The 13,764-nt window shown below is 68.8% G+C and carries 13 protein-coding genes and 1 pseudogene; 6 read left to right on the top strand and 8 right to left on the bottom strand.

The window, feature by feature from the left end; translation table 11 throughout:
* Window position 1: 1 nt before the first annotated feature.
* The 5 genes from OG246_RS29680 to OG246_RS29660 all read right to left on the bottom strand — a co-directional run bounded on the left by OG246_RS29680 (window position 2) and on the right by OG246_RS29660 (window position 4,579).
* Window positions 2-784: a 2-keto-4-pentenoate hydratase gene (locus tag OG246_RS29680; protein WP_266470035.1), complete on the bottom strand. Its 783-nt coding sequence runs from the start codon at window positions 782-784 to the stop codon at window positions 2-4.
* Window positions 781-1,851, bottom strand: coding sequence for a 4-hydroxy-2-oxovalerate aldolase (gene dmpG / locus OG246_RS29675; protein WP_266470033.1), 1,071 nt, complete (start codon window positions 1,849-1,851; stop codon window positions 781-783). The genes OG246_RS29680 and dmpG overlap by 4 nt, the downstream gene beginning before the upstream one ends.
* Window positions 1,848-2,747, bottom strand: a complete 900-nt coding sequence (locus tag OG246_RS29670; RefSeq protein WP_266470031.1) for an acetaldehyde dehydrogenase (acetylating) — start codon at window positions 2,745-2,747, stop codon at window positions 1,848-1,850. Before OG246_RS29670 ends, dmpG begins: the two co-directional genes overlap by 4 nt.
* On the bottom strand, window positions 2,744-3,547 hold the full coding sequence (locus tag OG246_RS29665) for a 2-keto-4-pentenoate hydratase (RefSeq protein ID WP_266470029.1): 804 nt from the start codon (window positions 3,545-3,547) through the stop codon (window positions 2,744-2,746). The genes OG246_RS29670 and OG246_RS29665 overlap by 4 nt, the downstream gene beginning before the upstream one ends.
* A 246-nt stretch (window positions 3,548-3,793) precedes the next feature.
* Complete coding sequence (locus OG246_RS29660; protein ID WP_266470026.1) at window positions 3,794-4,579, bottom strand: IclR family transcriptional regulator; 786 nt, start codon at window positions 4,577-4,579, stop codon at window positions 3,794-3,796.
* A 177-nt stretch (window positions 4,580-4,756) separates the two neighbouring features.
* On the opposite strand from OG246_RS29660, the gene aroQ reads away from it, so the two are divergent.
* The gene (aroQ, locus tag OG246_RS29655; protein ID WP_266470024.1) at window positions 4,757-5,224 is read left to right on the top strand and encodes a type II 3-dehydroquinate dehydratase; all 468 of its coding nucleotides are present in this window, start codon (window positions 4,757-4,759) and stop codon (window positions 5,222-5,224) included.
* Between the two features lie 237 nt (window positions 5,225-5,461).
* Window positions 5,462-5,929: a cytochrome P450 gene (locus tag OG246_RS29650; protein ID WP_266470017.1), complete on the top strand. Its 468-nt coding sequence runs from the start codon at window positions 5,462-5,464 to the stop codon at window positions 5,927-5,929.
* Window positions 5,930-6,188: 259 nt separating this feature from the next.
* Here OG246_RS29650 and OG246_RS29645 read toward each other — a convergent pair whose 3' ends face one another.
* The 3 genes and pseudogenes from OG246_RS29645 to OG246_RS29635 all read right to left on the bottom strand — a co-directional run bounded on the left by OG246_RS29645 (window position 6,189) and on the right by OG246_RS29635 (window position 8,837).
* Window positions 6,189-7,208 (bottom strand): LacI family DNA-binding transcriptional regulator, encoded by a 1,020-nt coding sequence (locus OG246_RS29645; protein WP_323178346.1) that lies wholly within the window; start codon window positions 7,206-7,208, stop codon window positions 6,189-6,191.
* Window positions 7,209-7,408: 200 nt separating this feature from the next.
* A pseudogene (locus tag OG246_RS29640) lies at window positions 7,409-7,593 on the bottom strand (antibiotic biosynthesis monooxygenase); the annotation flags it as partial.
* Window positions 7,594-7,823: 230 nt separating this feature from the next.
* The gene (locus OG246_RS29635) at window positions 7,824-8,837 is read right to left on the bottom strand and encodes a hydroxyacid dehydrogenase (protein ID WP_266470015.1); all 1,014 of its coding nucleotides are present in this window, start codon (window positions 8,835-8,837) and stop codon (window positions 7,824-7,826) included.
* A 363-nt stretch (window positions 8,838-9,200) separates the two neighbouring features.
* Between OG246_RS29635 and OG246_RS29630 the strand changes: the two genes are divergently transcribed.
* From OG246_RS29630 to OG246_RS29615, 4 genes are all read left to right on the top strand, one after another.
* Window positions 9,201-10,529, top strand: coding sequence for an ABC transporter substrate-binding protein (locus OG246_RS29630; protein WP_266470013.1), 1,329 nt, complete (start codon window positions 9,201-9,203; stop codon window positions 10,527-10,529).
* Between the two features lie 52 nt (window positions 10,530-10,581).
* Window positions 10,582-11,535, top strand: coding sequence for a carbohydrate ABC transporter permease (locus OG246_RS29625; RefSeq protein WP_266470011.1), 954 nt, complete (start codon window positions 10,582-10,584; stop codon window positions 11,533-11,535).
* Window positions 11,532-12,431: a carbohydrate ABC transporter permease gene (locus OG246_RS29620; RefSeq protein WP_266470008.1), complete on the top strand. Its 900-nt coding sequence runs from the start codon at window positions 11,532-11,534 to the stop codon at window positions 12,429-12,431. Before OG246_RS29625 ends, OG246_RS29620 begins: the two co-directional genes overlap by 4 nt.
* A 171-nt stretch (window positions 12,432-12,602) precedes the next feature.
* On the top strand, window positions 12,603-13,655 hold the full coding sequence (locus tag OG246_RS29615; RefSeq protein ID WP_266470006.1) for an alpha/beta fold hydrolase: 1,053 nt from the start codon (window positions 12,603-12,605) through the stop codon (window positions 13,653-13,655).
* The last annotated feature ends 109 nt before the right edge of the window (window positions 13,656-13,764 follow it).

Below are 13,764 nucleotides of genomic sequence, written 5' to 3'. Positions count from 1 at the left end.
GTCAGGCCCCGACCACCCGCAGGGTGCCGAGGTGGGTGAATTCGGCACTGATCTCCCGCCCGGGCTCGACGAAGACGGCGTCGGTGAGGCCGCCGGTGAGCACGATCCAGCCTGGCTCGATGGCGATGCCGCGCGCGCCCAGGGAGTTCGCCGCCAGCGCGAGTGCCTCGGCAGGGTGGCCCTGCACGGCGGCGCCGGTCGCGGAGTCGGTGATCTCGCCGTCGATGCCGAGCAGGCAGCCCTCCAGCGCGAGGTCGAGACCCTCGGGCGGCAGGCCGGTGCCGCTGACAACGAAGCGCGACGACGAAGCGTTGTCGGCGACCACGTCGGGGAGGGTGAACTTGAAGTCGGTGAAGCGGCTGTCGATGACCTCGAAGCCCGCGTGCACGCTGCGGACGGCGGCAAGCGCGGTCGCGGCGGTCACCCCGGGGCCCTCAAGACGCTCCCCCATGACGAAGACGATCTCGGGCTCGACGCGCGGGTGGATGAGCTCACCCATCGGCACCGGTACGCCCTCCGGCAGCACCATCGCATCGGTGAGCCAGGCGGTGAGCGGGGAGTCGATACCCATCCGCTGCTGCTTGGCGCGCGAGGTGAGGCCGAGCTTGACGCCGACGACTTTCTCGCCGGAGTCGACCTTGCGCTGCAGCAGCGCGTCCTGCACCTGGTAGGCGGTCGGCAGGTCGAGGTCGGGCCATTCATCGGTGATCTTGCCGCCGTCCCTGCGGTCGGTCTCGCGGCCGAGCAGCTCCGTGACAGCGCGGTCGATGGTCCAGTCGCTCATGCGGGTACGCCTTCCGGGGCCTTGGCCGTTGTCGTGGCGCGGGTCGAAAGGTCGATCGCCACGTCGATGATCATGTCTTCCTGGCCGCCGACGTACCCGGCCTCGCCGACCGCGCGCAGGATGGCGTGGGCGGGCACCCCGTAACGGTCGGCGGCGCGCTGCGCGTGCAGCAGGAACGAGGAGTAGACGCCGTGCCTGCCCTGTTCGATGGCCGGGCGGTCGGCGATGGGTAGCCGGGGAATCAGCGGCGTGAGCACCTCGTGCGCGGCGTGCAGTACGCCGTCCACGTCCAGGCCGGTGGGGACCCGCATCCGTTCGAAGACGGTGGCGAGCAGCTCGGTCGGCGAGTTGCCGGCGCCGGCGCCCAGCGCGCACAGGCTGCCGTCGATCTGGCGGGCGCCCGCCTCGTACGCGGCGATCGAGTTCGCAACGCCGAGCGAGAGGTTCTGGTGGCCGTGGAACCCGATCTGGGCGTCGTCTCCGAGCTCGGCGGCCAGCGCCGACACGCGGTCGGTGACGTCAGCGGGCAGCAGCCAGCCCGCGGAGTCGACGACGTACACGCACTGGCATCCGGCGTCGGCCATGATCCTGGCCTGCTTCGCCAGTGCCTCGGGACCGACCCGGTGCGAGAGCATCAGGAATCCGACGGTCTCCATGCCCAGTTCGCGAGCGGCCCCGAAGTGCTGGACAGAGACGTCGGCCTCGGTGCAGTGGGTCGCCACCCGTACGATCCCGGCACCCGCGTCATGGGCCCGGTGCAGGTCCTCGACGGTGCCGAGGCCGGGCAGCAGCAGGACGGCGATGCGGGCCTGGCGGGCTTCGGCGACGGCCGCCTCGACGAGTTCGATCTCGTCCGTGTGTGAGAAGCCGTAGTTGAAGGAGGACCCGGCGAGGCCGTCGCCGTGGGTGACCTCGATGACGGTGACGCCCGCGTCGTCCAGGGCGCGGGTCACGGCCCGTACCTGGTCGACGGTGAACTGATGGGCTATCGCGTGGCTGCCGTCGCGCAGCGTGGTGTCGGTGATGCGTACGGCCGGTCGGGGGTCCGTGGTCGTGTCCGCGGTCATCGGGTCACCGCCTTCTGTCGCCGGCTGATGAGTTCGCCGACGCGGACGGCGGCGGCGGTCATGATGTCGAGGTTGCCTGCCCACGGCGGCAGGTAGTCGCCGTTGCCGCGGACTTCGAGGAAGACCGCGACCCGGGCCTGCCCCTTCCACCCTGGGCGCGGGTCGTCGAACTGCGGCTCGGCGCGCACCTTGTAACCGGGTACGTAGACCCGTACCTCGTCGGCCATCCGGTGGATGGACTCGGTGATGGCGTCGCGGTCGGCGTCGGCGGGGATGGCGCAGTACACCGTGTCACGCATGATCATCGGGGGGTCGACTGGGTTGAGGATGATGATCGCCTTGCCGCGTCCGGCGCCACCGACGGTCTCGATCGCTTGGGAGGTGGTCTCGGTGAACTCGTCGATGTTGGCGCGGGTGCCTGGGCCGGCCGAGCGGGAGGCGATCGAGGCGACGATCTCCGCGTACGGCACCGGCACGACCCGGGAAACGGCGGCCACGATCGGGATGGTGGCCTGCCCGCCGCAGGTGATCATGTTGACGTTCGGTGCGGCCTGGTGCTCGGTGAGGTTGACCACCGGGCAGACGAAGGGGCCGGCCGCGGCGGGGGTCAGGTCGATGGCGGTGATCCCGGCCTCGGTGTAGCGGTCGGCGTTGGCCAGATGCGCCTTGGCGGAGGTGGCCTCGAAGACCAGATCGGGCAGCTCCGGCCGGCTGAGCAGCCAGTCCACGCCTCCGGCACTGGCTTCGACGCCGAGCTTCTCGGCTCGGGCCAGGCCGTCGGAGGCGGGGTCGACGCCGACCATGTAGCGGACGTCGATGTGCTCATTGCGCAGCAGCTTGACCATCAGGTCGGTGCCGATGTTGCCGGGCCCCACGATGGCGGCGGTGGCGGTCATGCGTCCTCCCCCTTGGTGCGGGCGAATCGTGCGGTGACGGTGCCCAGTCCGCCGAAGGTCGCGGTGACCGAATCACCACCGGCGACGGGCACGGCGGCGCAGACCGAGCCGGGCAGGATGACATGGCCCGGCTCCAGGGTTACGCCGAGCCGACCCACCGTGTTGGCCAGCCAGACCAGGGCGTTCAGCGGCGAGCCGAGTACAGCGCCCCCGGCACCGGTCCCGACGACCTCGCCGCGCCGGGTCAGTACGCAGCCGGACAACCGCAGATCGACCGCACCCACCGGGACGGGGCGGCTGCCGAGCACCACGCCGCCGGCCGACGCGTTGTCCGCGACCGTGTCGATCAGGCCGATCTTCCAGTCCCGGATGCGGGAGTCGATGATCTCCAGGGCCGGCAGGACGTAGTCGACCGCCGACAGCGCCTGCGCGGCGTTCACCCCCGGGCCGGTCAGCGGCCGCTTGAGTACGAACGCGATCTCCGGTTCGACCTTGGGGCTGATGAACTCGTCCAGTCCGATCGGCAGGCCCTCCAGATGGAACATGGACTCCATCAGATGCCCGTAATCGGGCTGGTCGACGCCGAGCTGGCGCTGCATGGCCGCCGAGGTGAGCCCGACCTTGTGGCCCTGGACGCGCTGCTCGTCCTCGGTCCAGGTGCGGACCTGCTCAAGCTGGATCGCGTAGGCGTCATCGACCGTCAGCCCGGGGTGGGTCCGGCTGACCGGGTCGATCGGCTCGCGGCTGCGCCGCGCGGCCAGCAGCTCCTTCGCGACCACGGCGTGCGTGGCTTTGTCCATCTGCGGCTCTTTCCTCGGGTGATGGGCGATCTCCTCGCAGCATGTTGCGCCAGGTCCCACCCGGCAACCCATTGATCCGCTGAGCGGAACAAGATCAACCGTCTTCGTCTCCGGGTTGATCCGCTCAGCGGATCATCCGGCTTGCCCGCCCCTCGTCACGGGAGGACAGTCCTCCCGTGACGTGACACCCCACTGACTGGACGCTACGAAGGGAACGTCATCGCCCGACACCCCCTGGGAGCCCGCTCAGCTCTCGCCCGTGGAGGGGCTCGGCCCCCGCAACTCACGGCTTACGGCCAGCCCCGCCGTACGCACGGCGGGGCCCACCCGGCGCAGGTTCAGCCTCCCGCTCCAGCCCGAAATGGACATCGCCGCGACAGGCCGGCCGTCGGCCCCGAGGATCGCGGTCGCGACACACCCCACCCCGGGGCCTGTCTCCTCGTTCTCGTACGCGACTCCCGCGCCCCTGATCCGTTCCAGCTCACGCCGGAGCAGGCCGGGCACGGTGATGGTGCGCGGGCCCACCGGCGCGAGCTCATGAGCGCAGACCGCGTCGACGGCCTCCGCATCACCGAAGGCGAGCAGTACCTTGCCCACGGCCGCGGCGTGCGCGGGCAGCCTGCCGCCCACCCGCGACCCCATCCTCGGGGCGTCCTTGCTCCGCAGGATCTCGACGTAGACCACCTCGGTGCCGTCCAGCACGGCCAGATGCACCGTCTGCCGGGTCGCCTCGCGCAGATCGGCCATGTACGGCAAGGCGATCGCACGCAAATTGCGGTGCCGGGAGGCCAGCTCGCCGTACTCGAACAGGCGCGTTCCCATGTGCAGAAGCGCGTCCTCGTTCTCGTCGCGTTCCAGGAACCCGTAACCGACGAGGTCGCGCACCAGACGGGAGGTCGTGGACTTCGGCAACCCGGCCCGGCGGGCGATCTCCGACACCCGAAGCTCGGCATGAAGCGCGTCGAAGGCGCCGAGCACGGCAGCGACCCGTGCGACACCAGAGTCAGGAATGTTCCGTTCAGCGGGACACATCGACGAAGCATGACGGGGGAACCGGACGGCATGCAAGCGTCAGCGTCGGCCTCGTCGGCGCGGGTACGGACATCGCCGATGATGTCCGTACCACCTGTCATGGCTGCTCCTGCTCACGCACCGGGTAACGCCCCCGCCCACTCGACCCGCATACCCACACTGATGAAGGAGCCGCACATGCTCGACGCCACCACCGAGACCGCCCCCGGACGGACCGTCCTGTTCCTCAACGGCCCCAATCTCAATCTGCTCGGCGTACGCGAGCCCGACAAGTACGGTTCCACCACGCTGCGCGAGGTCGAGGAGACCGTGGCCAAGGTTCTGTCCGCACACGACCTGACCGCGCGCTTCGTACAGAGCAACCACGAAGGCGTAATGGTCGACGCGATTCATTCCGCACGCACCGAATGCAGCGCGATCGTCATCAACCCCGCCGCGTTCACACACACCTCCGTCGCACTCCGCGACGCGATCGCCGCCGCCGCTCTGCCGACCGTCGAACTCCACATCACCAACGTGCACAAGCGCGAGGAATTCAGGCACCACTCCTACATCTCGGCGGTCGCCGACACCCTGATCGTCGGCGCCGGCACACACGGCTACGTCCTGGCCGCGCTGCACGTCGCACATCTTCTCCCCGGCTGACTCACGCCCCAGGGCGAGACTGCACTCAAGGCTCACGGACCCCTCGCTCACAACCCTCACACGGGTGAGCTCCGGAGGTCGGAGCCGCTGGGGTTCAGCCCGTCCAGCCGTCCGCTCCTTGCAACTGCGCGCACATCTGGGTGAGTTGCACGTCCAGGACGGTGCAAAGACGGCTGAAGGTCCAGTAGTAGCGCGGGCGTCCTGTTGCTCTTCGCCGGCCACGACACCACGGCGAGCATGATCGGCCTGTCCACCCTCACCATGCTGACCCACCCACGTCAGCGCCAGAACCTCGTCGACCATCCCGAGAAGGTCGGCCCGGTGGTGGAGGAACTGCTGCGCTATCTCACCATCGTGCAGTTCGGCCTCGGCCGGGTCGCCAAAGAGGACGTGGAGATCGGCGGACAGCTCATCGGCAAGGGCGAGTTGGTCGTGGTCGCCATACCAGCGGCGAACCGGGATCCCCGCGTCTTCACCGACCCCGACCTCCCCGACTTCGACCGCAGGATGACCCGCCACCTCGCCTTCGGCTACGGCATCCACCAGCGTCTCGGACAGAACGCGGCCCGCGCCGAGCTCAAGGCCATCCTCCCCCGCGTCTTCCAGCGCTTCCCCGACCTGAACCTTGCCGTCCCGGCCGACGAGGTTCCCATGGACACCTACGGCACCAACTACGCCGTACGACAGCTCATGGTCACCCGCTGACCCTGCCGAACCACGTGTCGGCTCGGCCTGCCGCCCTAGGGGCTGGGGGCAGCCGGCTCGGCCAGGGTGATCCTGCCTGGCTGCGACGCACCGCGACGAGACCTCCCGCCACGGCCAGGAGCCCAGGTCGTGGTGACATCCACCGCTGCCTGATCCGGCCGGGGGACGACGGCCGTGCCGGTCCTGCTGGTGGAGTCCGTCGCCTCCCGGCCGGCCCGTCGAGCCGACGCCCGACGCCCGACCGCTCGGCGCACCGCGCTCACGGCACCCGGCCCACCGACTGACGGATGACCAACTGCGTGCTCAGCACCACGTGGTCGTCCCCGGCGAGACGCTCCTCGCGTCCCAGCGCCAGACGTACGGCGGTACGGCCCAGTTCTTCGTACGGCACCCGGACCGTGGTGAGCGACGGCGTCAGGTCGGCGGCGAAGGGCACGTCGTCGAAGCCCACGACCGACACGTCGCCGGGGACGTCCAGACCGGCCTCGCGGAGGGCAGCGAGCGCTCCGACAGCCACCATGTCGGTGCCTGCGAAAACCGCCGTGAAGTCCAGTCCGGAGCGCAGGGCGTCCCGGGTCCGCCGATAACCCGAGACGCGGGTGTACGAACCCGAGCTGTCCAGTTCCCCGGCATACGGCACACCATGGGCCCGCAGAGCTTGGCGGTAGCCGGCCCGGCGATCCTCGGAACTGCTCTGCAGCGGCTCGCCACCGAGGAAGAGGATGCGCCGGTGGCCCGCCGTGAGCAGATGGTCGGCGGCCTGGAAAGCGCCTCCTTTGTTGTCGTACTCCACCACCGTGACCGGCAGCCCCTCGGGCAGCGGCGGGCGCCCGCACAGCACCAGCCGAGATCCGGCGGCGTCCAGGGCGGTGGCGTACTGCGCCATGCGCCGCTGATAAGCCTCGCTCGGAACCGCTCCGCCCACGAGGACCACTGCCGCTGCGTGTTGCTCTCGCATGAGCTGCACCAGGTCGTCCTCGCGATCCGTGTCGCCGTGGGTGGCACAGACCAGGCTCAACCTGCCTCGGGTGGCCGCCTCCTGCTCGACCCCGGCGGCAACATGGGCGAGCGAGGGGCCGGTGATGTCCTGAATGACCAGCGCGATGGGGCCCGCGACCCGGCCGGACAGCGCCTTGGCATGGACGTTCACGACGTAGTGAAGTGACTCGACCGCCGTCATGACGCGGGCCCGGGTCTCCTCGGACACCGGGTAGTTCCCGGCCAGAGCCCGGGAAACGGTTGCTACGGACACACCGGCCCGTGCCGCGACGTCTCGGATCGTGCTGGGCTTGTCCTGCCCGGCGCTGCCGCGCAGACGCTTGCTGTTCCCGGTTCGAGGACTCGTCGTACGAGCTCCGGTCTCCTGATCCGTCACAGCTCGACGTTACTGCATCGGAAGCCGCGTGAAGCGGGGAGCGACGAGAACTACCACCATCTCACCAGTAAACGTTTTCCGGGGCGATCACTGAGGTGACTCCGGTTGGTCCGCCACTCGGTGAGGGCGTCGGCGTCGCGGAAGTATCCTTCACCAGGTCTTCCATACGTGCGTTGGTCTCGCTGTAGCCGCTCTGCTCCTGGCTTCGCACCGTAGTGAAAACAGCCACGTAGTAAGGGGGTTCATAAGCCTCGACGGGCGTGACAGGCACTTCGGAGCGATCGCTCATGACGCCACGGTAAGGCAGGGTGCGCCCAAAGATCCGGCGTCTTTCCTGAACGGGGCCTGCTCCAGCGCGGTCGATCCAGGGAACGCGCCGGGCTTGCACAGCAAGGCGGGTGACCTCGCTGCGGCCTTCGAGGACGATCAGGTCATCGGCGTGCGGCAACACCCGCGACCGGCGACAGCGGAGACCCCGCCGTCCGCGGTCTGAGCGCCCGGCCCGAAGGAGGACCGGCCTCAGGCGCTTTTGACGAGGTCCGACCACGCAACCCGGTGGGCGGGCTCGTCGCCCGCGGCGAGGCGTTCCAGCTCGTCGACCACCGTGCGGCCGAGGCGCTCCAGTTCGTTGCCGAGCGACCCGGCGATGTGCGGCGTCAGGAACACGTTCGGCAGCCGGTACAGCGGGGAGTCGGCGGGGAGCGGCTCGGGTTCGGTGACGTCGAGCACCGCACCGATCCGGCCGCTGACCAGTTCGTCGGCGAGTGCCACAGGGTCGACGAGAGCGCCCCGCGAGGTGTTGATGAGTACGCCGCCGTCCGGGATCAGCGCGAGCTTCGCCCGGTCGAGCATCCGGTAGGTCTCGGGGATGTCGGGGGCGTGCAGGCTGACGATGTCGCTGGTTCGCATCAACTCGTCGAGCGGAAGGCGTACGACGCCCAGCCCGGCGGCCTCGGCATCGTCCACGTACGGGTCGTACAGCGTGACCGCCAGGTCGAAGGGGCGCAGCAGTTCCAGGAGCCGTCTGCCGACTCTGGACGCGCCGATGATCCCGATGCGCCGGCCGAGGTTACCGATCGGCCCGTGGTCGCCCGGCGCCGGGTGGACGTGCTCGGTCCGGAAGCGTTCACGCAGGCCGAAGGCGCCCTTCCCGGCGAACAGGATCGCCGCGAGGGTGTATTCGGCGACCGGAAGCGCGTTGGCCCGTACTGCGCTGGAGACGGCGATGCCGCGCTCCCAGACCGCGTCACCGAGCAGGCCGCGCACGCTGCCCGCGGCGTGCAGGACGGTCCGCAACCGGGGCGCGGCGGCCAGCGCGTCCACGCCGACGTGCGGACAGCCCCAGCCGGTGATCAGGATCTCCGCCTCGGCCATCGCGCATACCGCTTCCGGATCGGCGAAGTCGCGTACGACCAGCGTGGGATCGACCTGTGCCACCTCCTGGAGCCGGGCCATCAGCCGGGGCGGGAACAGCTCGGGAAGGTGCACCGGGTCCATGACGAACAGGGCGCGTGGCAACGGTGACGTGGGCATGGAGCTCCCGCTTCGGCCTGGGAAGGAGTGGAATCAGGAAGAAAACGTATTCCAAGCTACTGACGAGATCGTCGACAGGTCAACGGGGCCTCCGGCACTGTCGTTGACTGCCCATGGCCCGACAACTGCTCACCGAAATCAACAGGTTCGACAAATAACCAGCTCAAAGCCCATACAGAGGGACTGACAGGAGGGATCGGCGAAACATATGCGTTCCCGCCCCTTGTCGTCAGCCCTCCCTGAGCCCTACGGTCCCACAGCAAACGGTTACCGAATCATGTCGGGCCGCAGCCCTTCCCTCCCCTGAGCCGACCGCGCCGTCCCCCCATCGCAGCGCTGTCCCGTCCTTCCCCGGAGGACCTGATGAGTACCTTCCGCACGAGATCCGTCACCGGCGCGGCCGCCGCCCTCTCGCTGTCCCTCGTCCTTGCCGCCTGTTCCGGCGGCGGCGACTCGGACGCCGCCGCCGAGCCCAGCACCCAGGGCAAGGTGAGCCTGGAGTTCTGGAGCTGGACCGAGGGCATCGAGGCCCAGACCAAGGTCTGGAACAAGGAACACCCCGAGACCCAGATCAAGTTCGTCAACGCGGCCGGCGACACGGTCTACCAGAAGCTCCGCGCCGCGGTGACCTCCGGCGACGCCCCCTGCCTGTCCAAGATGGACGGGATGAACCTGGCGAACTTCGCCGCCGACGGGCTGCTCACCGACATCACGAAGATCGCCGCGAAGTACAAATCGAGCTACACAACGCCGGCCTGGAACGCCGTCACCCCCGGCGGTGCCACGTACGGCATCCCCACCGGCTCCTCCCCGCTGTTCACTGCCTACCGGGCCGACCTGTTCGAGAAGTACGGCATCGCGGCTCCCAAGACCTGGGACGACCTGATCGCGGCGGGCAAGGCGGTGCAGAAGAAGGACAAGAACGTCAAGATCTTCAACATGGCGGGCGAGGACCCGAGCACCCTGGTCGACCTGTCCTGGCAGGCCAACGCCCAGTGGTACAAGGTGGACGGCGACCACTGGGCCATCGACTTCACCTCGCCCGAGGCACTGAAGGCGGGCGACATCGTCCAGGAGCTGGTCGACAACAACCTTGCCTCGAACGCCTCGTACGCCGATCCGGGCGTCTTCAAGACCTGGGACCTCGGCAGGACCATCCTGATGACCACGTCCACCTGGCAGTTGCCGATCTACGACACCAACTTCCCCAAGTCCAAGGGCAAGTGGCAGCTCGCGGACGCCCCGCTCTTCGACACCGCGCACCCGCAGACCTCCAGCAACTTCGACGTGACGGCCGTACTGAAGGGCTGCAAGTACCCGGACCGCGCGGCGCAGTTCGCGGCCTGGCTGTCCAGCAGCAAGGAGTCGCTGACCGCGCTCACCGACCCCGCGTCCAAGTCGGGTCTCTTCCCCGCGGTCGACGACGTCTCCCCGTACGTCGACAAGATCATCCCGACCGACATGTTCAACGGGAAGTCGGACAGCGCGAACGTGATCACCACGGCCGCCTCGCGCGTGGGCGGCCAGTGGCAGTACGGGCCGGACTACGCCGCCATGTACTCCGAGATGCAGAAGCAGTGGGGCAAGGTCATGAAGAAGCAGCTCACCGTCAAGGCGATGCTGACGCACCTTCAGGACTGGGTCCTCGCCGACCTGAAGAACAAGGGCGTCAAGGCCGTCGCGGGCAGTTGACCGGCCCCGCGCACCGCTTCGACACCCGCACGTACCTCACCTGGAGACATCCGTGTCCACCCTGACGCGACCGCCCCGAGTCGCCGCCGGCTCCCCGGTCCGACGGTCCTCCCGCCGCCGGACCGGAAGGAGGGGAGCCTACAAGGGCGTACTCTTCGCCCTGCCCTTCCTCATGGGCTTCCTGTTCACCTATGTCCTGCCGATCGCCTACGCCTTCGGCCAGAGCCTGCACGAGAAGAAGAGCAGCGGCCTCGGTTTCGGCCCGACCAAGGTCGTCTACACCGGTTTCTCCAACTTCTCGGCGGTCCTGTCCGACGGCGCCTTCTGGTCGAGCATGATGCGCACGCTGCTCTTCGGGCTCGTGCAGATCACCGTCATGCTGGCGATCTCGCTGCTGCTGGCGCTGCTCCTCGACGGGGTGGCGGCGCGGGCGGTGCGGTTCTTCCGGGCCGGACTGCTCATCCCGTACGTCGTCCCGAGTGTCGTGTCCACCCTGATGTGGCTGTTCCTCTACAGCCCGACGATCAGCCCGATCGTCGATGTCGCCGCCCGTGCGGGGGTGCATCTCTCGCTGTTCGGCGGCCTCAACACCTATCTGTCGCTGGGCAATCTGCTGACCTGGCAGGGCATCGGCTTCAACATGATCCTGATCTCCGCGTCGCTGCAGGCGCTGCCTCGCGAGCTGTACGAGGCGGCCCGGCTCGACGGGGCCCGCGAGTGGCGGATCGCCTGGTCGGTCAAGATCCCCAACATCACCGGGATCCTGGTGCTGACCGGCATGTTCTCGCTGATCGGCCGACTGCAGTTGTTCGCCGAACCGCTGCTACTGAGGTATGTGGCGCCGGAGTCCATCAGCACCGACTTCACGCCGATGATGGAGATCTTCGACAAGGCGTTCAAGACCGGCAACTACCAGTACGCGGCGGCCGAGTCGCTGGTCCTGGCCGTGGTCACCGGCATCCTCGCCTTCGTCTTCTACCGCGTCACGAACAGGAAGATGTCATGAGCAGCGCCACCCGGGCGGCCCACCCGAACAAGGCCACCGGCACCTCCGGCGGCGGGGTACGTCCCACTCGCGGCGCGATGGCCCTGACCACCGGACTGCTGATCGCCTTCCTGTTGTACTCGATCGCGCCCACGTGGTTCCTGCTGGTGTCGTCCACCAAGAACCAGACCGACCTGTACTCCACCTTCGGCCTCTGGTTCTCCGGCAACCACTTCGTCGACAACCTCCAGGCGATCTGGAACTACCACGACGGCGTGTTCGGGCGCTGGATCGGCAACTCCGTCCTCTACTCCACCGTCGGCGCGGCCGGCTCCACCTTCATCTCGCTCGCCGCCGGGTACGGCATCTCGAAATTCGGCTTCCGGGGCCGGGGAGCCCTGTTCGCGGTCATCGTCGGCGCCTCGCTGCTGCCGAGCACTCTGCTCGCCTTCCCGCTCTACCTCGTCTTCTCCGACATCGGGCTCACCAACACGATCTGGGCCGTGCTGATCCCGTACTTCATCAACCCGTTCGGCGTCTACCTCGGCAAGGTCTACGCCGACACCTCCGTGCCCACCGAGCTGATGGAAGCGGCCCGGATCGACGGGGCCGGCGAGACGCGGATCTTCTTCTCGGTCGCGCTGAACCTCATGCGCACGGGTGGCGTCACGATCTTCATGCTCGACTTCATCAACATCTGGAACAACTTCTTCCTGCCCCTGTTCATGCTCAACGGCGAGCGCACCTTCCCCGTCACCCTGGGCCTCTTCTCCTGGGTGCAGCAGGCACAGACCGCCCGGGACATGAACACGCTCGTCCTCACCGGTTCCCTGCTGTCGATCATTCCGCTGGCGATCTTCATGTTCGCGCTCCAGAAGTACTGGCGCAGCGGAATCCTCATGGGCAGTCTCAAGTAAGACCGACCGGCAAATGGGGGGTGGGAGAAGGAGCGGGGCTGGGTGCGTGCAGCTGCAAGGCGGAGGATTGAGGCATGGCGGAGCCATGGTGATTGACGACAACGCCGCAGATGTGCGTGCCCAGCCCCGCGACGCCGCCCCCCATTTGCCGGTCGGTCTAAAGGACCGGCCGTGTCGCACGCACCCGGACGTCGCGAAGTACTCAAGTACGCCGGTACGGACGGCGTCGCCGTGCCCGGCCTCGGCCGGGCAACGGCCCCGCAGGCCACCGCAGCGCAGCCCGAGGACTCCCCCGGCCGGCGCGTACACTCGCTCCTGGACATCCTTGCCCTCGGCGACACGATGCCGCTCGAACCCGACGCCACCGTCCCTTCTGACGCACACGCCGACTTCGCGTACGCCGTCTACCGGGAAGATCCCCCAGTGACCGACCTCGGCCGCATCCAGCTCTTCTGCACCTGTCTCGGCCCTGCCGACGCCCCCGCTCTGCTCCTGGTGCACGGCTGGGGCGGCGACGGGAGGGAATGGTCGCGGCACGCCGAGGAACTCGCCGGAACGTTCCACGTCATCGTGCCCGACCTGCGCGGCCACGGTCGCTCCGAGGTGCCGCAGGACGGCAACACCCCGGTGGAGATGGCCGACGACCTCGCCGCTCTCGTCACCACCCTCGGCACCGGACCCGTGGTCGCCGTCGGGCACTCCATGGGCGGCCAAGTGGTCAACCTGCTCGCCGTCCGCCATCCGCGGACCGTACGGTCGGTCGTCGCCCTCGACCCGGCTCACGGCGCACACGGCAGCGAGGTCGACGGAATTCCCGGCCGACTGGCCGAGTACCAGGCGAACGGCGCCCTCGCGGCGGCCTCCTTCGTGGCCGGGGCCTTCGCGCCGGACGCCCCGGCCGGGCTGCGCACGGCCCACGTCCGCAGCATGCTCGGCACGCCGGACCACGTCATCGCCCAGTCATACGCGGGCATGTACGCGGACCCCGGCGCGGTCGGCATCCGCCCGCACAGCGAGGAGTACCTGCGGCGACGCCCGCAGCCCGCGCTGACCGTGTGGACGTCCGAGGAAGCCGTGGCTTGGGAGCGCACCACCCTGCACGTGCCGGGCTCCCGCGTGGATCACTGGGCCGGAACCGGCCACTATCTCCACGAGGAGCGGGCGGAGCGGACGATCCGGCTCCTCGGAGACTGGACGACGGAGACCTTCGCGTCGGGCTCGTGAAGCGGACTGCCCGCCTGCGCGCGGCAGGCGGGCAGCTCCGGCACGAGACCCTCTCACTGAACCAGTTGGACCAACTGCGGCGTGCGGTCCAGAACGGCCGAGCGAATAC

This window comes from Streptomyces sp. NBC_00620 (genome assembly GCF_026341825.1).
Taxonomy (GTDB): domain Bacteria; phylum Actinomycetota; class Actinomycetes; order Streptomycetales; family Streptomycetaceae; genus Streptomyces.
This window is presented reverse-complemented; position numbering and strand designations above follow the sequence as displayed.